This is a genomic window from Nitrosospira sp. NpAV, from assembly GCF_000832065.1.
GTDB lineage: Bacteria > Pseudomonadota > Gammaproteobacteria > Burkholderiales > Nitrosomonadaceae > Nitrosospira.
Window position 1 is genome coordinate 48232 of the sequence record NZ_JXQM01000021.1, and the last position, 18679, is coordinate 66910.

Sequence of the window (18679 nt, forward strand, 5' to 3'; positions counted from 1 at the left end):
TAAGGGAGGGAGATTTTAAGTACGGAGGTCATCATGAAAACAATGCTTGAGATTTTGATGACGGCGCCGCCGGAACAAGTGACGCGATGCAAAATAGCCTTGGTGGAAATTGCACATGGCCACTGGGATGCCGCTGCCTCGACAATGGAAGACGCGATAGACGAATCTGAAGCGGGAGAATGGGTGTTTGATTGCATAGAAATGCGGGATTTTTGCCTGACCATGGATAGAGTGAAATGCCAGGGACTAACCGGTATAGAGCGGACTGAATCAGACAGGGTTTATTTAGTGGTCTGAACGCGTAAGCCAGGTGTCGAAAGGATAAATGTTGTGCTTTGGTAGTTGTTCTACCAAGTTCTCTTTTTTTTCTTGATAGATACCAGCCAGGGTGGCATGTTGCAGAATGCGTGGCCGCTATTAGTTGCCCGTGGTCGAAATACGAAACTCACGGACCGTTTCCAACGCACGTAATTCTTCCGCAAGAGCTGACGTGCTGCCGGGATTGGTCGTTCGAATATCCATGCGATATTCGAACAATCCGGCTTGGGTAATGCGATAACTTGTATTTGCAATCGTAAACCCATAATTAGATAAAATATTCTTTACTTCTTCTTCCGGCATCACGTTATTCCTGTCGAAGCTGACGTGATATTGCGCGTACGACTGCATGGGCACCCGATCTTCAATCAGTTGAAATAGAGTGAGAATCCCGATTGCGAGGATGGTCCCTACGATGGCGGGGAAATAAAATCCTATGCCCATCAGGATACCGATCCCGGCCGTAATCCAGATGGAAGCGGCGGTCGTCAACCCGCGAATGCTCAATCCTTCCTTGAAAATCACTCCAGCGCCAAGAAAACCTATGCCCGTCATGATCCCCTGAGCCATCCGGGTTGGATCCGTCCGCACACTCCCAGGCGGCATGCCGGGCATCCACATCCATTCATACAGCGCCACCAGCATCAACAGGCTGGACGCTAGGCATACAAGCGCATGAGTTCGGAAACCGGCGGGATGGCCGTGCAGGCTTCTCTCGAAGCCGATGGCCCCGCCCGCAATGAGCGCTCCAATCAGATGGAGGGTGATTATGGAATATTCAGCACTCATACCAGCCCCAAGATTTTGGATCCGGTGCCTGGGCAATAAAACTTCCCGCCGGATAAATACTATTCCCCCGATAGCATTTCCATCTTCTACCGGGCAACAGGAGGATGCTCGCGAGCTCCCTATAGTTGTTTTGGTCTGGCTATCTGCTTGAGATCATGCAACGCCGCCACTAGCGCTGATGTTTTGTCCCGTGACCCAACCCGCTTCGTTACTCACCAGAAAAAGTACCACCCCGGCTATGTCTTCCGGCTCACCCACACGGCCAACAAATGACATGCTTGCCATACGCTTGATGGTTTCCTCGCTTTTGCCGGTGGTAAACATTTCCGTATTCACCGGCCCCGGCGAAACAATATTGGCGGTAATGCCGCGCCTCCCCTGTTCCTTTGCGAAAACGCGCGTCAGCTGTTCCACGGCGCCTTTGCTGGCCGCGTAAGCCCCATAATTCGGCAGCATCAGCCGGGTGACAGTACTGGATAGGCTGACTACCCGGCCGCCATCCGCAAGCCGGGTTGATGCCTCGCGTAAAGCATAAAATACGCTCTTGACGTTGATATTCAAAACCCGGTCGAAATCCTCGTCGCTGATCTCGGCCATGTTCCTGGAAATAAGCACACCCGCATTATTGACGAGAATATCCACGCGGCTGAAGTGTTCGATAGCCGTATCGAAAAGCTTGCGCATCTCAGCCGAACTGCTGACATCCGCTCTGACCGGAATCGACTCGCCTCCTGCTTCCGCGATCGCGGCGCAAACGGCCCCGGCGGCCTTCTGGTTGCCAAGATAATTAACGATGACTTTCGCACCCGCACCCGCCAACGTTCTTGCAATCCCCGCGCCGATGCCACGCGACGCGCCGGTGATAATGGCAACTTTATCCTGAAGTGGTTTTTTCATTTTCGTGACCATGGCCGGCATCTTGCCGGTGCAATGTACTCGACGTTTGCTTCTTACTGGAATCGTATTCCTTGAATCCTATGCACATTGTTTCTTCGCAATCTCCGCCACATGCCTTCCCTGAAAACGGGCAATTTTCAGCTCATTTTCCGAGGGTTGGCGACTGCCATCGCCGCCAGCCAGCGTTCCCGCACCATAGGGTGATCCACCGGTAATCTCATCCATGTTAAGCAGTTCCTGACAGGTATAGGGAACGCCTACAATAATCATGCCTTGATGCAGCAAGGTGTTATGAAAAGACGTAATAGTGGTTTCTTGTCCGCCATGTTGCGTGGCGGTGGAGGTGAACACGCTGGCGACCTTGCCGGCCAGGCCGCCACTCAGCCACAACCGGCCGGTCTGGTCGAGAAAATTGCGCATCTGCGCACACATGTTGCCAAAACGGGTAGGCGTGCCGAAGATGATCGCATCGTACGTGGGCAATTCGTCCACCGTGGCAATAGGTGCAGCCTGGTCGAGCTTGGCGCCTGCTTTTCGCGCCACTTCTTCTGGCACCAGTTCGGAGACGCGCTTGATGGTAACCTCGGTGCCTACGACGCTGCGCGCGCCTTCGGCTACCGCTCCCGCCATGGTTTCGACGTGACCATACATGCTGTAATAAAGAATAAGAATTTTTGCCATGTCATGCCTCCCTTTTAGAATGTACCGATGCGTCGAATATCGTTACTGGAAATATAGGAATCAGGAATAACTTTCTGCAAAACTCAGTTCCACGCCGTTTCCCGCCGGATCCTTAAGGAATAATTGGCTGATTCCCATTGAGGGCACCCGGCCTGTCGTGAATGGGATGTTATGCTGTTTCAAGCGTGTTTCCATTTCTGCACGGTCGGTGCAGGTGAACGCCACATGATCAAAAGTGGTGGCGGTATGCATGAGGCGCGCTTCATTGGGCCGTGTCTGGCTCAGATGGAGAATGCATTGATTCCCGGCATAAAGCCAGTAGCCAGGAGTCCCAAGATCCGGCCGCTGGCCTTGCTGAAGCCCAACTATGTCGCAATAGAATGCCTTGAGTTTATCCATGAGATCACGCGGGGCGCGCAGATTGAAATGGTTGAAACCAATCGTAGTCATAGGAATTCCCGGTAGTTGGCGCTCAAGATGGGCATCATTCACGCATGTCGGGTTAGCGTAGCGTAACCTCCGACAATCCAATCATTCTACTTTTGCAGATCTATTGCTGGATCATACTCATCCGACTGCTTATGATATGTTCTTTATATGTCTTCATGTTAAGTTATTTTCTTAAACCAAAATATCATGTTTTCGCCTAATGAGGTTTGCAAGTAGCCTATTCGTTATTGCTTGGCCCCGCTATTTTTCAGTAATTCCGCGGTGTTATGGTGTTGCCTGGCCACCGCCCATTTCAGGGCGGTTCCTCCCAACTCATTGCTGATATTTGGGTCTGCCCCATTTTTTAGCAGGACCTTGACGGTATCGGAATGATTCCCTCTTGCCGCCATCATTAATGCCGTTGTCCCGTTATCGGATGTCGCGTTGATCGGCGCGCCCCCGTCCAACAGCAACTGGACAATTTTCGGGTGTCCGCCGGTTGCGGCATACAGCAGTGGATTCCATCCCGGATGATTGATCTCGGCACCCTTGATATAAAGTTTCTCTACGATATTGTAGAGGCCGTTGTAGCTGGCAAGCATGATGGCGGTTTCACCATACTTGTTGCGCAGATTGAGCTTGGCGCCTGCGTCTATCAAAAGATCCACCAGCTTGGCATTTTTATGCCGGACGGCCACCATCAGCAGCGTATTTCCCCGCTCATCCGGCGTGTTGGGATCGGCACCCTGGGTCAGCAGCTTTGCTATATCCGAAATTTGATCGTTTTCCACCGCCGAGCGTAAATCTTCATAGGCCCCTGCCGCGGCAAGCGGCGGCTGGCACAAACTGGCGGCGAGCAGAAGGCAAGCCAGGGAAAAGGGCTTTCTTGACACATTCATCATTCAGGCTGCCTTGAAAAGGTTGAAAAAATTAGCTGTCGTGACTGTAGCGACCTCGTCCACGCCGATGCCGCGCAATGCTGCTATTTCTTCCGCAACGTGCCGTACAAAGGCAGGTTGATTCATCTTGCCGCGATGAGGTACGGGAGCGAGATAAGGCGAATCGGTTTCTATCAGCATTCTTTCCAGTTTGATCTTTTTGGCGACATCCTTGAGCGCAAGGGCATTCTTGAAGGTGACAATGCCTGAAAAAGAAATATAGAAATTCATTTCCATCGCTTGCTGCGCCACCTCCCAGCTTTCCGTAAAGCAATGCATCACTCCGCCGACATTATCGGCGCCCTCCTCCGCCATGATGCGTAGCGTGTCCGCCGCGGCTTCGCGGGTGTGTATGATGAGCGGCTTGCCAGATTGCCGTGCCGCGCGTATGTGCTGGCGGAAGCGTTCCCGCTGCCACTCCAGGTCGCCTTTCAGGCGAAAATAATCCAATCCGGTCTCACCGATGGCAATGACTTTGGGATGGCCGGCCAGAGACGCTAGCTGCGCTGCCTGCGGCTCCGTCAGGTTTTCATAATCGGGATGAACGCCGACGGATGCAAACAGGTTCGAATGGGCTTCCGCCAGTGCAAGTACGCGGGGAAAGTCTTCGAGATTAACGCTCACGCAAAGCGCGTGGCTGACCTTATTGGCCTTCATGCCATCCAGCAGTTCGCCGAGATTGCAGGCAAGATCGGGAAAATCAAGATGGCAGTGGGAATCGACAAACATGGGTCATAATAAGAAAGGGTCGCAAAGTTGAACAGGGCCGGGTAGCTTACTATACCCCTCGTTCATATCCCCTAGTCATGCCTGATTTGGGCCGGAAGATGCGGGGGCAATCGACATCACGTAGGAAAACAGCATTTCCTCCAGAAATAATCTGGGATTAAGCGGATGATGCGCCAGCCGTCGTGTTGCATTCAAGGTACGCAAATAAGCCGCCAGCGCGCGTGGATCGATCTCCGATGCCAGTGATTTTATGGTGGCAAGCATATCCAGATGGTAGCGGATTTTTCCGGTAGTGCAAAAACTCATCAAATCATAGCACCATTTCTGCAACCAGTTGACCAGTGTGGGTAGATCCAGTTTCTGCATTTCCTCTGCCAGCACGATCGGGTTGAAGTTGCCCGGTGCGCTGATTTGCCTGATGAACGCCTCATGCCGCGCAAGATAATCGTCATCGTTGAATTCCAGCGCGGCCAATGGTGCGTAGCCTGCGGAAGCCAGACATGTCGCCGGATCTTTGACCCCCTGCTGTGCAAGCCAGGCAGTTGCCGTTGCGGGATCGGGTGCTGGCATTGGGATTTGGCGGCATCGGCTACGCAGGGTCGGCAGCAGATGTTGCGCGTGGTGCGTTACCAGAACGAACAATGTCAGCGGCGGCGGCTCCTCCAGATTTTTCAGCAAGGCATTGGCGGCGGCGGGGTTCATTGTTTCCGCCGGATGAATCAGGACAACTTTGTAGCCATTCTGATGACTGGATATATTAATGAAATCGGCAATGTCGCGGACTTGGGCAACGGTGATTTGTTTGCTGGGTTTTTTCTTGGATTTTGAACCACCGGGCTCCCCGGCAAAATCCGCGAGAGGTTCCATCTCGGCGCCCATTCCCGCGTCTGCGCCGCCCTCACTTGAACTGTTCTCGGATGATCCCGCCATTGCCATTAGTGCTTCCGGCTCGATCAGGCGAAAATCCGGATGACCGCCCTGTTCAAACCATCCGCAGCTTCGACAGTTCTCGCACGCATATCCTTCAATCGAGGGTTTTTCGCATAGCCAGAACTTCGCCAGTTGGCGGGCGAATACGAGTTTGCCGATTCCTTGTCTGCCCCTCAGCAACAAGGCATGGCCCAAGGACGCGCTGTCTTGCGTCAGCATTCGCCATGTCTCTTTTTGCCATGAGAATATATTGTTCATTAACAGATAGATATAATGATTTGATCAAGTGATTTCTTAACTTCTTCCAGAGGCTGGGTTGCATCTATCACACTTATACGCTGGGGAAATTTATGCGCCCGTTCCAGATAAGCGTCTCGTACCTTTTCAAAGAATGCATCCTGCTCTTTTTCGAACCGGTCAGCCGGTTTGATGGCATTTATCCGTTGCCTGCCTACTTCGACGGTCACATCGAAATAAAGCGTGAGATCGGGTTGAAATTTCCCTTGTACCCATTGCTCCAGACTATCGAGTTTCTGCATTGCCAGACCCCTGCCTCCCCCCTGATATGCAAAACTTGCGTCGGTGAAGCGGTCTGAAATCACCCAGTCGCCTCGCGCCAGAGCCGGAAAAATGACCTTATCCAAATGCTCCCGCCGTGCCGCGAACATCAGCAGCGCCTCGGTTTCCGCGTGCATTGTCCCATTATTGTCGAGCAGGAGTTCGCGTAAAGCCTCTCCTAAAGGGGTGCCTCCTGGCTCGCGTGTCACGACGACGGCTTTTCCCTTACTCCGAAGAATATTTTCCAGCCAGCTGAGATGGGTACTTTTGCCTGCGCCGTCCAAGCCTTCGAGCGTGATGAATTTACCGGGGATCATATTCGTGACGGAAAAAACCATTGTCCATTTTGCAGTGCAGTTTATCTTATACTCGAAGGCGGCAATAGCCCTTGCCTCATTTTGCTGGAAACCAATGAGGCGGAAACCATCATGACAATTGATTTATAATTGGAAACCTGCGCTAAAAGGTATACCATCAACGCAGGGAACCACTACCGCTGCCGTAGCGTTGGCATAGTTTCTCACGGAAGGTATAAAAGCACTCAGGAGCTTAACCATGGCTTACAATCGTAGCAGCTCATTGGCCCGGTATATCGGTTTGGTGGCGTTGATGTCCGGCATCTGCTTACCCACCGCTTATGCCGAGCCGGAACCGCAGGCGGCGAAGGAGGCATCCGAGAGTCGTTCTGTCAGCGAACCCTTGACGGATTTCGAGAAGATGGAATTGCACTATCGGCGCTATAGCACCGCCGCCAATAATATGGCTGAGTTAGTCAAACAGTTGAACCAGAAAATTCAGGATGTCTCCCTGGCCGCCAAGACCGTTGAAGCAAAAAACAATTCCCATAACAGGCGTCTGCTGGAAGAAAAATTACGCCAACTGGAAAATACCCGCACATCTGTCAGCCATCAGTATGCGCAGCTGCACTCGCAGATGCAAAATGAATATCGCAGCTACACCGCCTTGAGTAGCGACCTGAAGGCCCAATACAACCCGGGCAGCGACTCAAAGACCCCAACGGAAACCGCCACAGACATAAAAACCAAGCCTGTGAAGAAAGACTCAACGGCTAAAGACGCAAAAGCCAAGAATGCAAAGGCCAAGGATTTATCCAGCGAGCAAAAAATCAAGGAACCTCAAGCGGCAAACCTTCCCGCTAACGATCCGCAAATCCTGGACTTGGATACAGCGGAACTTAGGGCGAGGCGCGATGGACGAAAAAATTGAATCCAGCCCCCAGTCCCAACCTCCTCTGCTTCAGCACCGGTTTTAAGTCCTATCCTGCTAAGTTATTGACTTTCAATTAGATCCGGCGTGGGATAGTAGGTGTTTTGTCACGCCGGCTTGACCGGGAAGCCAGTCCAAACAAAATAATGACGTGCCTAGAAGGTCACTGGACGGGCCGAGCACCGGATCAATCATATTATCGTGAAATACCCCATACTTCAGCCAGACGCGCGTCACGGCCGCAATTACTGCGGTAGTACGAATAGCGAATCGGGTTCTTGATGTAGTAGTCCTGATGATATTCCTCCGCCGGATAAAACGTGGTAGCGGGCAATATTTCCGTTACGATAGGTTGGGTAAAACGGCCGGAGGCTGCCAGCTCTGCTTTGGATGTTTCGGCTTGCCGCTGCTGATCGGCATCATGATAGAAGATCGCGCTACGATATTGCGAGCCGTCATCGCAGAATTGACGGTTGGGTGTAAGCGGGTCGATGGTTGGCCAGAATGCCGTTAATAGCTTGGAGAAGCTCGTTTTCGCGGGATCAAAACGCACCTGCACCGCTTCGATATGTCCGGTTTTTCCCCCCGATACCTGCTTGTAGGTCGGGTTAACGGTCTTGCCGCCAATATAGCCTGACGTGGTGGATATCACGCCCGGTACTTTGTCGAAATCCGCCTCTGTGCACCAGAAGCAGCCTCCGGCGAAGGTGGCGATACCCACCGGTGATCCCGATGGAAGATCAATGTTTGCGAACTTGCTGCCCGTATCCGTGCGCGTGTCTGGCTGTCCGCATGCGGCTAACGCAGCGACCAACAGCACCAGCGCCAGCAGCGTGCCCCTGTGCTTTGGAGCGGTGGATTGAAAGCGAGCAGAATGATAACGAGTATGATCCTGGCCACTCATGATCAGGTCCTGAGTGCCGGTAGCGGTTGGCCTTTTAGGACAAACCGCAGGGCGAGCCCGTTATTGCACCAGCGCTCCCCGCGGGGAAGCGGTCCATCTTTAAACACATGGCCCTGATGCCCGCCGCAACGCGCACAGTGGTACTCAGTACGCGGCAAGATCATCTTGAAATCGCGCGTCGTGCCAACATGGCCCTCAATGGGCTGCGTGAAACTGGGCCATCCTGTGCCGCTTTCGTATTTATTTGCGCTATCGAACAACGGCAGGTAGCACGCAGCGCAGAGGTAAGTGCCTTTGCGGTCTTCCTTATTAAGCGCACTGCTCCCCGGCGGCTCGGTATCCTCCTTGAATAGCACATTGTAGGCTGCGGGCGAAACCAGGCCGCGCCATTCTTCATGCGGCTTTTTCAGAGGTTTGATGGAAATCGTACCGGATGAACTTGGCACGGTTGCACTACGGGAACATGCCGTGATCAACGGCAGTGCGGCCAGCGTGGCGAGACTTTGAAGTACGGCGCGTCTTTTCATAGGAATCTCCTCGCATTGCCAATTGGACCTTGAGCGCATGCTATGGTTCTTGGGAAGGAAATAGCATTTAAATCATCCGAGTCATTGCTCAAACTACGCAAAATGCAATCCCGTCGGATGCCATTTGCAAGAGGCGCAAAGAAGGTCTGATGAGCTGCGTGAACGGGAATCTTCACAATATCTTAACTAAAACAAAACAATTTCATCACATAAACTATGTTAAATGGGAGCTGGGCTTATCCATCCAAAAAAAGATGTGTCGTAATTATTGCGATGTATCCACCGCAAATTACGAACATAAAGCTTCCCGGCTTGCGCCAGGGAGGGATGAAGAAACCCGACTGCGCCGGGAAGGGAGAAACCTGCACGTGGCATTGAAATTCTTGTAAATTATTTTAGGAGAACTATCATGCGACATATCCGATCCCGTCTGCCATCATTCACCGCAGGAATTGTTTTTGCTCTTCTATCCATCCCCGCCTCGGCCGTTCCATTTACGGTGACCAATCTGGTAACCGATGATCAGACCATTAATACTGCACAGATCACCGATTCCGATCTCAAGAATGGATGGGGGCTCTCTTTCGCTCCAAGCGGTCCATTCTGGGTCTCCGCAAATGGTACCGGCACCTCGCCTTTATACAGCGTAAATCCGGTCAGCCAGGAAACCACCAAGCTGCCATTAACGGTTTCGATCCCCGGTAGTGGCGTAACCGGGCAAGTATTCAATAGTAGCTCATCTTTCAACGATAATCGCTTTTTATTCGTAACCCAAGATGGCACGGTTGCCGGCTGGCGGCCGGCTTTGGGCACCACAGGACTTATACCAGCTGAAACCATCGTGCCAACGTCAACAGCAAATCTCTATACAGGTGCGGCCATTGGTAGCGTTTCAGGGAACAATTACCTCTACGCCGCCGACTTTAAATCCGGCATGATCGATGTTTACAAGGGCACCGCGGCGGCACCCGCATTGACGGGTACGTTTACCGACCCGGGGCTTCCCTCTGGATACGCGCCTTTCAATATTCAGAATCTTGACGGGTCGCTCTATGTCGCCTATGCACTGCGTGATAACGCTACTAACGATGAAGTTGCGGGACCTGGATTGGGTTATGTCGATAAATTCACCTTGAATGGCGATTTTGTGGGACGAGTCGCGTCAACCGGCACGCTGGATGCGCCATGGGGGATGGCGGTTGCACCAGCCTCTTTCGGCGACATGGCGGGTAACCTGCTGGTGGGTAATTTTGGTGATGGCCACATCAACATTTATGATTCGACTACTTTTGCGTATCTGGGACAAGTGCTGGATGCCAATAATCAACCGGTCGCAATCGATGGTTTATGGGCTATTTCACCGGGAAATGACACATTGGCCGGGAGCAGCAGCCTATTGTACTTTACCGCGGGACCCAACGATGAGACCCACGGGGTATTAGGTGTTCTGACACCGGTACCGGAACCATCGGCTTATGCGATGATGCTTGCCGGGCTGGGAATGCTGGGGTTGCTGATCAGACGCCGTACCCTGGGATAGAGACGTTAATATCCTGATAAATCAAATATATCATATATCTAACCGCTGGTAAAAAGAGTACAATCGAGGCTGTCCGTTGCACATCGCAAGGTACTTGACTTTATTTTTTAATGGCCTATTATGTAAAGTGTTGGATGAGTAGTTCCTCTCCTTTGTAAGTGGAAACTATAAACCCGAACCCGTTCATGCGGTTTCGGGTTTTTTTTATGGACGGACTATCGATCGGAAATTTACGGAGCCTGACCCAACACGCATGGCAAACCGATGTCACGCAGCATCAAAGAGAATATCGCTATGCTGCGAATCTTATTTGCGATGTCCGAGCACCAGCCCCGCGATTTCTACCCCAATACCGAGAGCGAAAAGAAGTGCGCCGATCCAGATGTTTTCGGGTGCGAGAAACATCAGTACACCCCCCAGAATAAGCAGTGCGACGGACAAGAATCGTTTTGCGCGAGGGTTTCTGATCATGGCTGCAAAGAAACACTTCAGGCAGACAATCTAATTGTAGATTCAAATCAGGAAAATACTAGTGAATAGAACTATTTCGTTGTCAATATATGCATTTTGCCCAATCCATAGCAGCTCCATCTACATAATCGAAACAGAGAAGCATGTTGGGAATACTACCGGTTGCAGTCACTTCCTGTAGAGAATTATGCATTATTATTGCCACTGCCAAATGACGAACCTCGTCTCGAAACCTCAAGACGAAGTTCGTTACCTGCATACGCTCTAAGGAAACCGGAATTCACGCCTTTTGAAATCGCCAGTAAAGCGTTGAAGCGGACTGTCCGGTGTTCCTGCTTGATGAAATCGTACTCTACTTACATTCCCCACGCGCATTTCAACCGTTAAGCGCTCAAGATTCCAGTTATCCCCAAAAGCGCCGCCACCAAAAGTCGTATCAAGGCGAATCCCTATGACGTCATTGAATTGCGTACTCGCTGGCAGATCCAAGCCAACATCTTGGCGCGAATGGTCGATCCAACGCCTTCCTTTGTTTACGTTTGGAAAATCAATCGTCGTTCCATCTCTGAAAAGCACAGCTACATGGACGTTGTCATTGCCACCTCTCAAATCGTCGCCGCCGGTCTTGAACTTCACCACTAGTTCGGCATGGGCTGCGTCGATTACGGGAGGGATTTTGGGAACATATTTCTTGTCGACGAAGTAGGCGAGCCACTTCTTATCCATTCTCTCAAGATAATGCCAGCGCTTAGCATCCAGATCAGGCGCGAGTGTCAACGTTTCATTTGGAAAATTAGGATCATAAATTTGAATACGAAAATCTTCTTTGTGATCTCCCAGGTCGCCTTTATAGCGGCCCATATGGTATCCAATCGCCAATACCTGATGATCACCTGCGCAATCGTCCCCACAGCTTCTAAGTCCCAATGGAGCGGGCTTGTTCGAGTCAATTAATTGCCGCAATTCGTCGATTCGACCTCCGGCCTTAGCCTCCAATCCCCAATTGAAGAATTCATCATTCCGTGCGCCAAATGGGTTAAACGTTAGCTCCGTCCATTTATCTGCATTTGGAAAAACAGACTCTTGCTGCCGACCATAGATATAACTCTCTAACATAGTACTCTGAGCCGGTAGATAAGTTTGCACCGGGACAGGTATATGCGCATTAAAGTAATCGAGAGCTGAATAAACCATTCCCCCACATAAGCCACCAAATGTGATATCGAAAACGGGAGTAACATTGATAAATTCATTTGCGAATTTGAATCCATCCCGCCTTGATTCGAATGTTGTCATTGTGGGTGCTGACAAGATATGCACCTCAGTGGTACGCGTACCCGTACCATTCTTCTGAATAACGAATAAATCGCGCCTCGCCGCGACTCCGAACGCAAACCTGCCATCTGTCTCATGAAGTGCTGTTCCTGTCTGCACTATAAAACGTTGATAATTACTTTCTGCGGACAGGATATGCACCTCGGTGGTATGCGTGCCTGTACCGCTCTTCTGGATAACGAATAAATCACGGTTCGCTGCAACGGCGAACGCAAACCTGTCATCTGTCTCTTGGAGTGCTGTTCCTGTCTGCACTATAAAACGTTGATAATTACTTTCTGCGGACAGGATATGCACCTCGGTGGCATGCGTGCCTGTACCGCTCTTCTGGATAACGAATAAATCACGGTTCGCTGCAACGGCGAACGCAAACCTGTCATCTGTCTCTTGAAGTGCTGTTCCTGTCTGCACTATAAAACGTTGATAATTACTTTCTGCGGACAGGATATGCACCTCGGTGGCATGTGTGCCTGTACCGCTCTTCTGGATAACGAATAAATCACCGTTCGCTGCAACGGCGAACGCAAACCTGTCATCTGTCTCTTGAAGTACTGTTCCTGTCTGCACTATAAAACGTTGGTAATTACTCTCTGCGGACAGGATATGCACCTCGGTGGTATGCGTGCTTGTGCCGCTCTTCTGGATAACGAATAAATCACCGTTCGTTGCAACGGCGAACGCAAACCTGTCATCTGTCTCTTGAAGCGCTGTTCCTGTCTGAACTGAAAACAATTGATAATCGGCCATTACGAACTCCTTCCCTAGTGTGTAAACATTACAAGATTCGGCTTTTGCACAGTGACAATGCTCCTGGAAGCAAATCTCATCAATAGCTAATTTCACACATAGGTCTTACTAAAACCATTATTTGACATGGACTAAATTTCTAATTCTTTACATGAAGCCGTGCCACCAGCTCGCCGCGCGAGCGTACACCTAGCTTGCGAAAAATGGATTGCACCTGGTTGGCGACCGTATGCTCGCTCGTTCCTCTACGCTGCGCGATATCGGCGTTGGTGGATCCGGCAATCATGAGAGCGGCCACTTCGCGCTCGGTCTCGGATAGATTCGCGATGTGCCGGGTATTAACCAGGGGATAGTTGCCTGTGAGCAGCCGTTCTCCCACAACCGAGGTCTCGGCCAGCTTGCGCCTCAATCCGCTTGGCGCGAAGAATGCCACCAGTTCGGTCCGGGAAGCCATGCCCAGCTTATCCTGCGCACGGGCGGTGCAGTTGGTGATGGCCGAGTCCGAGAGTCCCAGCGTATACGCTATTTCCTTCGAGGCATGCCCCAGCCCCACATACTCGGCGACTTGCCGCTCACGTATCGTCAAGCCGCGCGGATCGGGGTGAGCGGGATCGTTTTTGACGGCCACGACAAAACGGCGTCCGTCGCTATCGAAGCGATCGATCATCGACCAGCGCCCGCTGACCAGGCCTTCCCAATTCCCTAATGCTTCATCCACTTCCATTCGTCCCGCATGAGTCCGCGACCGCTCGATACGGCGGACAGTTTCACGCAGATTCTCCCTGGCGTCATTGTCCTTTGCAGGCCCCCGGGCGTCGTGCAGGCTACCGCCCGAATCGAATATCGCCTCGACTTCGGGTGAATCGACGGTGAGAGCGGCGGCCTTGCTGCGCAACCGGATCGCTGCCCCCACATGTGCGGCGATCTTGGGCCAGCGCCGTCTTTCCTCTTCGGTCGCTCTCGACGTTTCCTTGAGCAGCATTCCAATCGATACCCCACTGCTTACACCCGACTGGCAATTGATGACCAACAGGTCTTGCACCCGGCCTCTGAGCAGTTTCATGAACATCTTGTGCATGTCCGGCAACCGGGGAAACACGAGCTCACTCGCTGTCGCAATGACAACGCCCGTGCGATAGGTCAGATCCAGGGATTTCTCCGTTGACAGGGCATGGGACATGCGTGCAGCATAGATCAGCGCCTTGGAGGTGCCTTCGGAAAAACTGCCCAGGGAGAAAGAAGTGGGAGTGCAATTGAAGGTCCAACCAACGGGCTCGCTGCCACGGGCGAGGATCGGCGATGCCCGGTCCAAGACCCGTTTCAACCAGACGGAATCGGTGTCTTCCAGGGTGTAGCTTTCTTCGACGAGAGAAACCCAATCGGCGCGCCTGCTGCTCAATTGGCACCGTTGGGCCCAGGATGGCCAGTCCGGAATAGGGAACTTCGAAGCTGGACCTTCAGGCTATCGATCCAACGGACAGAACCTGCAAGCGTCATGCTGGCGAAAGCCGGCATCCAGCAGCGTGTGGCGTCTGCCTGCCAATTTAGGCTGGATTCCGGGTCAAGCCCGGAATGACGGGATTCATGGTCTTTTCTCATGACATCGATAGTGGATTTGTGGATTCGTACAAAGCTCATCTTTAACATAGTTGATGAGAATGGGATGTCAAGGTTGTTTCTACCTAAATAGCGCTGGAATCTGAGTATGGGCCGCCCGTTTTTTCGACTGCGGTAAAATGCGCATCTTTCTCAAATTTGCTCCATGAAAAAATCTTCTGCCACATCCAAGGTGGACGCTGCGCGGCGTCTAGCCAATCTGCCAAAACCCGTTTATCCGGAAGATCTGCCGGTGGTGGCACGGCGTGACGAGCTCATGCGCGCGATTCGGGGAAATCAGGTGGTGATCGTGTGCGGCGAAACCGGTTCGGGCAAGACGACGCAGTTGCCAAAAATATGCCTCGAACTCGGGTGCGGGGTGGCGGGGATGATCGGGCATACGCAGCCGCGGCGCATCGCGGCGCGCACGGTGGCGGCGCGCATCGCTTCTGAACTCAAGAGCCCATTGGGCCACGCGGTGGGTTACAAGATACGTTTTTCCGACAAGGTAAGCTCGGGCACTTATATCAAGCTCATGACCGACGGCATTCTGCTAGCGGAAACCCAGGGCGACCCTTCCCTGCTCGCCTACGACACTATCATCATCGATGAGGCGCATGAGCGCAGCCTCAACATCGATTTTCTGCTCGGCTATCTCAGGCAGCTATTGCCCAAGCGACCGGAGCTGAAGCTGATTGTCACTTCCGCCACCATCAACGCGCAGCGTTTCTCGGCGCATTTCAACGATGCGCCGGTGATTGAAGTATCCGGCCGAATGTACCCGGTGGAAGTGCGTTATCACCCTGTCGGCCTGGATCAGAATAAAACCCGGGATGGAGACAAAGAAGATGAAGGCGATCTTGAGCAGGCCATTCTTGATGCGGTGGACGAAACCAGCCGTTCGGGCGCAGGTGATATTCTGATTTTTCTCCCTGGCGAGCGCGAAATCCGGGAGACCGCCGAGGCATTGCGCAAGCATGCGTTCAACAGGCCCGGCTCGGGTCATGGTGCAGGCGTGGGCGCCGAGATTCTGCCGCTATTCGCGCGTCTGTCATACGCCGAGCAGGAGCGCGTATTCAAGCCCGGCGGCTCCAGCGTGAGGCGCATCGTGCTGGCCACCAATGTGGCCGAGACATCGCTTACCGTGCCCGGCATTCGCTATGTGATCGACACGGGGTTGGCGCGTCTCAACCGGTACAGTTACCGCAACAAAGTGGAACAGCTGCAGGTGGAAAAGATCTCGCGCGCTTCCGCCAACCAGCGGGCGGGACGTTGCGGGCGGGTGATGAGCGGGATATGTATCCGCCTCTATACGGAAGAAGATTATCTGGCTCGTCCGGAATTTACCGACCCCGAAATTCTGCGCTCGTCGTTGGCCGCGGTGATTTTGCGCATGAAGTCTCTAAAAATCGGCGAAGTCGAGAATTTCCCGTTCCTGGAACCCCCTCTTCCGCGCATGATCGCGGATGGCTACCAGTTGTTGGCGGAACTCGGTGCGGTGGACGACACGGTGGACAGCGGTAAGATGCTAACCCGCATAGGCTGGCGGCTGGCGAAATTTCCGATCGATCCCAAAATAGCACGCATGATATTGGCAGCCAAGGATGAGAATTGCCTGAGTGAAGTGCTCATCATTGCTTCCGCCTTGAGCGTACAAGAGCCGCGTGATCGGCCATTCGAGCGGCAGGAAGCGGCGGACCGGGCACATCAGCGATTTCAGGACGAGCGCTCCGATTTTCTGGGCTATCTGAAGCTGTGGGATTTCTATGACGAGTTATTAAAGCATAAAAAATCCGGCCGCAAGCTGATGGCGCAATGCCAGGAGAATTTTTTGTCCCATCGCAGGATGCGCGAATGGCGTGAAATTCACGGCCAATTGCATGCGCTGGTGATGGAAATGGGGCTCAGGCCCAATCAGGTTCCCGCCGGTTACGACGAAATTCACCGCGCGCTGCTGGCGGGGCTGCTCGGCAATATCGGCTTCAAGACCGAGGAGGACGGCGAGTATCTGGGTGCACGCGGGATCAAGTTTTCCATTTTCCCCGGCTCCGTGCTGAAGAAAGCCAAGCCGAAATGGGTGGTAGCCGCGGAGCTGACCGAAACCACAAAGCTCTACGGACGCTGCGTGGCGAAAATCGATCCGCTCTGGGTGGAAAGAATCGCAGGCGGGATATGCAAAAAGCATATTTTTGATCCGCATTGGGAAAAACAGCCGGCGCAGGTAACGGCCTACGAACGGGTGACTTTGTACGGCCTTACGGTAATGCCGAAACGGCGGGTTTATTACGGAACCATCAATCCGAAAGAAGCGCGTGAAATTTTTATCCGTTCGGCGCTGGCAGCGGGGGAATACGTCACCCAGGCACCGTTCTTCGAGCATAACCGCAAGCTGATCGCCACCGTGGAAGCGCTGGAACACAAGGCTCGCCGCCAGGATGTACTGGTGGACGAAGGGGAAATTTTCTCCTTTTACGACGCCATTGTCCCGAATGGCATCTGCAACGGTGCGGAATTCGAGAAATGGCGCAGGCAGGCGGAGCGGGACAATCCGCGCCTGCTTTATCTTACCCGGGAAATCCTGATGCGCCACGCGGCGAACAGCATTACCGGGGAACAGTATCCTGACAGCATCGTCGCGGAGGGTACCGATTTGCCGGACGGGGTTGCGCTGCCGCTTGCCTATCGCTTCGATCCGGGACACCTACTGGACGGCGTGACCGTCACCGTGCCGTTGCCGCTGCTCAATAAGCTGGATACGGCACGATTCGACAGGCTGGTTCCCGGCTTGATTCGCGAGAAGATTACCTGGTATCTGAAGGCGCTTCCCAAGCAGATACGCCGCCACGTGGTGCCGATACCGGAGTTTGTGACCCGGTTTCTGGAAAATGAGGATTCAAGCATTACCGCGTCGCACCCATCCCCGCTCCTGCCCACATCTCTGGCCGATGCGTTATCCCGATTTGTTCAGGCCAAAACCAGGGTTGCCGTTCCGCAAGATGCGTGGCGAGATGAAGAACCACCGCCTCACCTGCTGATGAATTACAAAATAGTCGACGATGCGGGGCAGGAGCTGGCGATGAGCCGCGATCTCTCGCAGCTCAAGGCGCAGCTCGGCCGGGCGGCGCAGTTGACATTCTCGCGGGTGGACCCGGGGGAGCGCCTATCGATCGAACGCGACGATGTGAAATGTTGGGATTTTGGCGATTTGCCCGAAGAGATCGCTTTTACGCGCGCAGGCAAAAAACTTACCGGTTACCCGGCGCTGTCGGAGCGCGAGGGGAAAGTGGCTATCCATTTGTTCGATACGCGCGAGCTGGCTCGAGGCAGCATGCGCGGCGGGGTGCGGCAGCTGCTGCGGTTTGAGCTCAAGGAGCAGCTAAAGCAACTGGAAAGGAATTTGCCGGGATTGAACCAGGCGGCCTTGCAATTGCAAACCCTCATCAATCCCGGCATGCTCAAGGAAGACATGCTGAATGCTATCGTGGACCGTGCCTTTATTGCGGACGATGCGCTCCCGCGTGGCGAAAAAGATTTCATCGCACAGCGGCAGCGAGCAAGGGTGCGCCTACCCGCCGTGACCGAGGCCGTTACGCGGATCGTGCAAAACGCCGCCAATGAGTGCCAGCCGCTGCTGATGAAATTGTCCATGGCTGGCGGGAGTTTTACGAAATCCAGAGGTGATCTCGCGGGTCAACTGCGTCTGCAACTGGATAAGCTGGTTTACCCGGGATTTCTGGGCGCCACGCCATGGGACCGGTTGCAGCATCTGCCGCGTTATTTGAAAGGCATGGCTCTGCGGCTCGACAAATACCTCGCCAATCCGGAGCGCGACAGCCGCCATGGCGGCGTTGTCGCCGGGTTGTGGAATCAGTACGAGCAACGCCTGGAGCGGCATCGCAAGGCTGGAATCAACGACCCTATTCTCATCGAATTCCGCTGGCAGATCGAAGAATTGCGCATCTCGCTATTCGCCCAGGAATTGAAGACGCCCTACCCTGTTTCCGTCAAGCGGCTGCAGAAATTATGGGAAGAAATACGAGCCTGAAAGCACGCCGGCATCCTA

The 18679-nt window shown here is 53.2% G+C and carries 17 protein-coding genes; 4 read left to right on the forward strand and 13 right to left on the reverse strand.

Features of this window, described 5'->3' with window-relative positions; all coding sequences use genetic code 11:
• Positions 1 to 33: 33 nt before the first annotated feature.
• Positions 34 to 297 (forward strand): hypothetical protein, encoded by a 264-nt coding sequence (locus tag SQ11_RS12920; RefSeq protein WP_041514600.1) that lies wholly within the window; start codon positions 34 to 36, stop codon positions 295 to 297.
• Positions 298 to 417: 120 nt separating this feature from the next.
• Here SQ11_RS12920 and SQ11_RS12925 read toward each other — a convergent pair whose 3' ends face one another.
• From SQ11_RS12925 to tmk, 8 genes are all read right to left on the reverse strand, one after another.
• Entirely contained in the window at positions 418 to 1107 is a 690-nt protein-coding gene (locus SQ11_RS12925) for an MgtC/SapB family protein (protein ID WP_041514601.1), read from the reverse strand.
• A 153-nt stretch (positions 1108 to 1260) separates the two neighbouring features.
• Positions 1261 to 2004 (reverse strand): SDR family oxidoreductase, encoded by a 744-nt coding sequence (locus SQ11_RS12930; RefSeq protein ID WP_041514741.1) that lies wholly within the window; start codon positions 2002 to 2004, stop codon positions 1261 to 1263.
• A 78-nt stretch (positions 2005 to 2082) separates the two neighbouring features.
• Positions 2083 to 2685 (reverse strand): NAD(P)H:quinone oxidoreductase, encoded by a 603-nt coding sequence (gene wrbA / locus SQ11_RS12935; RefSeq protein ID WP_041514602.1) that lies wholly within the window; start codon positions 2683 to 2685, stop codon positions 2083 to 2085.
• Positions 2686 to 2745: 60 nt separating this feature from the next.
• Complete coding sequence (locus SQ11_RS12940) at positions 2746 to 3135, reverse strand: VOC family protein (RefSeq protein ID WP_041514603.1); 390 nt, start codon at positions 3133 to 3135, stop codon at positions 2746 to 2748.
• Between the two features lie 224 nt (positions 3136 to 3359).
• A complete protein-coding gene (locus SQ11_RS12945; protein ID WP_232298001.1) occupies positions 3360 to 4016 on the reverse strand; it encodes an ankyrin repeat domain-containing protein in 657 nt (218 codons plus the stop codon).
• The gene (locus tag SQ11_RS12950; protein ID WP_041514604.1) at positions 4017 to 4781 is read right to left on the reverse strand and encodes a TatD family hydrolase; all 765 of its coding nucleotides are present in this window, start codon (positions 4779 to 4781) and stop codon (positions 4017 to 4019) included.
• Between the two features lie 75 nt (positions 4782 to 4856).
• The gene (holB, locus tag SQ11_RS12955; RefSeq protein WP_232298002.1) at positions 4857 to 5930 is read right to left on the reverse strand and encodes a DNA polymerase III subunit delta'; all 1074 of its coding nucleotides are present in this window, start codon (positions 5928 to 5930) and stop codon (positions 4857 to 4859) included.
• Between the two features lie 38 nt (positions 5931 to 5968).
• Positions 5969 to 6586 (reverse strand): dTMP kinase, encoded by a 618-nt coding sequence (tmk, locus tag SQ11_RS12960; protein ID WP_041514743.1) that lies wholly within the window; start codon positions 6584 to 6586, stop codon positions 5969 to 5971.
• Between the two features lie 238 nt (positions 6587 to 6824).
• On the opposite strand from tmk, the gene SQ11_RS12965 reads away from it, so the two are divergent.
• The gene (locus tag SQ11_RS12965; RefSeq protein WP_041514606.1) at positions 6825 to 7496 is read left to right on the forward strand and encodes a hypothetical protein; all 672 of its coding nucleotides are present in this window, start codon (positions 6825 to 6827) and stop codon (positions 7494 to 7496) included.
• Positions 7497 to 7692: 196 nt separating this feature from the next.
• On the opposite strand, the gene msrA is transcribed toward SQ11_RS12965, so the two are convergent.
• Both msrA and msrB read right to left on the reverse strand, forming a co-directional pair.
• Positions 7693 to 8400 carry a peptide-methionine (S)-S-oxide reductase MsrA gene (gene msrA, locus SQ11_RS12970; protein WP_041514607.1) on the reverse strand — a complete coding sequence of 236 codons (708 nt, stop codon included), beginning with the start codon at positions 8398 to 8400 and terminating at the stop codon, positions 7693 to 7695.
• A gap of 2 nt (positions 8401 to 8402) precedes the next feature.
• Positions 8403 to 8927 (reverse strand): peptide-methionine (R)-S-oxide reductase MsrB, encoded by a 525-nt coding sequence (msrB, locus tag SQ11_RS12975; RefSeq protein WP_041514608.1) that lies wholly within the window; start codon positions 8925 to 8927, stop codon positions 8403 to 8405.
• Positions 8928 to 9336: 409 nt separating this feature from the next.
• Between msrB and SQ11_RS12980 the strand changes: the two genes are divergently transcribed.
• Positions 9337 to 10467: a TIGR03118 family protein gene (locus tag SQ11_RS12980; RefSeq protein WP_041514609.1), complete on the forward strand. Its 1131-nt coding sequence runs from the start codon at positions 9337 to 9339 to the stop codon at positions 10465 to 10467.
• Positions 10468 to 10773: 306 nt separating this feature from the next.
• Here SQ11_RS12980 and SQ11_RS17340 read toward each other — a convergent pair whose 3' ends face one another.
• The 3 genes from SQ11_RS17340 to SQ11_RS16525 all read right to left on the reverse strand — a co-directional run bounded on the left by SQ11_RS17340 (position 10774) and on the right by SQ11_RS16525 (position 14419).
• Positions 10774 to 10938, reverse strand: a complete 165-nt coding sequence (locus tag SQ11_RS17340) for a hypothetical protein (protein ID WP_156972505.1) — start codon at positions 10936 to 10938, stop codon at positions 10774 to 10776.
• Positions 10939 to 11202: 264 nt separating this feature from the next.
• The gene (locus SQ11_RS17625; RefSeq protein WP_198140879.1) at positions 11203 to 13020 is read right to left on the reverse strand and encodes a hypothetical protein; all 1818 of its coding nucleotides are present in this window, start codon (positions 13018 to 13020) and stop codon (positions 11203 to 11205) included.
• A gap of 139 nt (positions 13021 to 13159) precedes the next feature.
• A complete protein-coding gene (locus tag SQ11_RS16525; protein WP_052494236.1) occupies positions 13160 to 14419 on the reverse strand; it encodes a LuxR C-terminal-related transcriptional regulator in 1260 nt (419 codons plus the stop codon).
• Positions 14420 to 14782: 363 nt separating this feature from the next.
• Here SQ11_RS16525 and hrpA point away from each other — a divergent pair, with 363 nt between their 5' ends.
• A complete protein-coding gene (hrpA, locus tag SQ11_RS13005) occupies positions 14783 to 18661 on the forward strand; it encodes an ATP-dependent RNA helicase HrpA (RefSeq protein ID WP_041514611.1) in 3879 nt (1292 codons plus the stop codon).
• Positions 18662 to 18679: the final 18 nt, after the last annotated feature.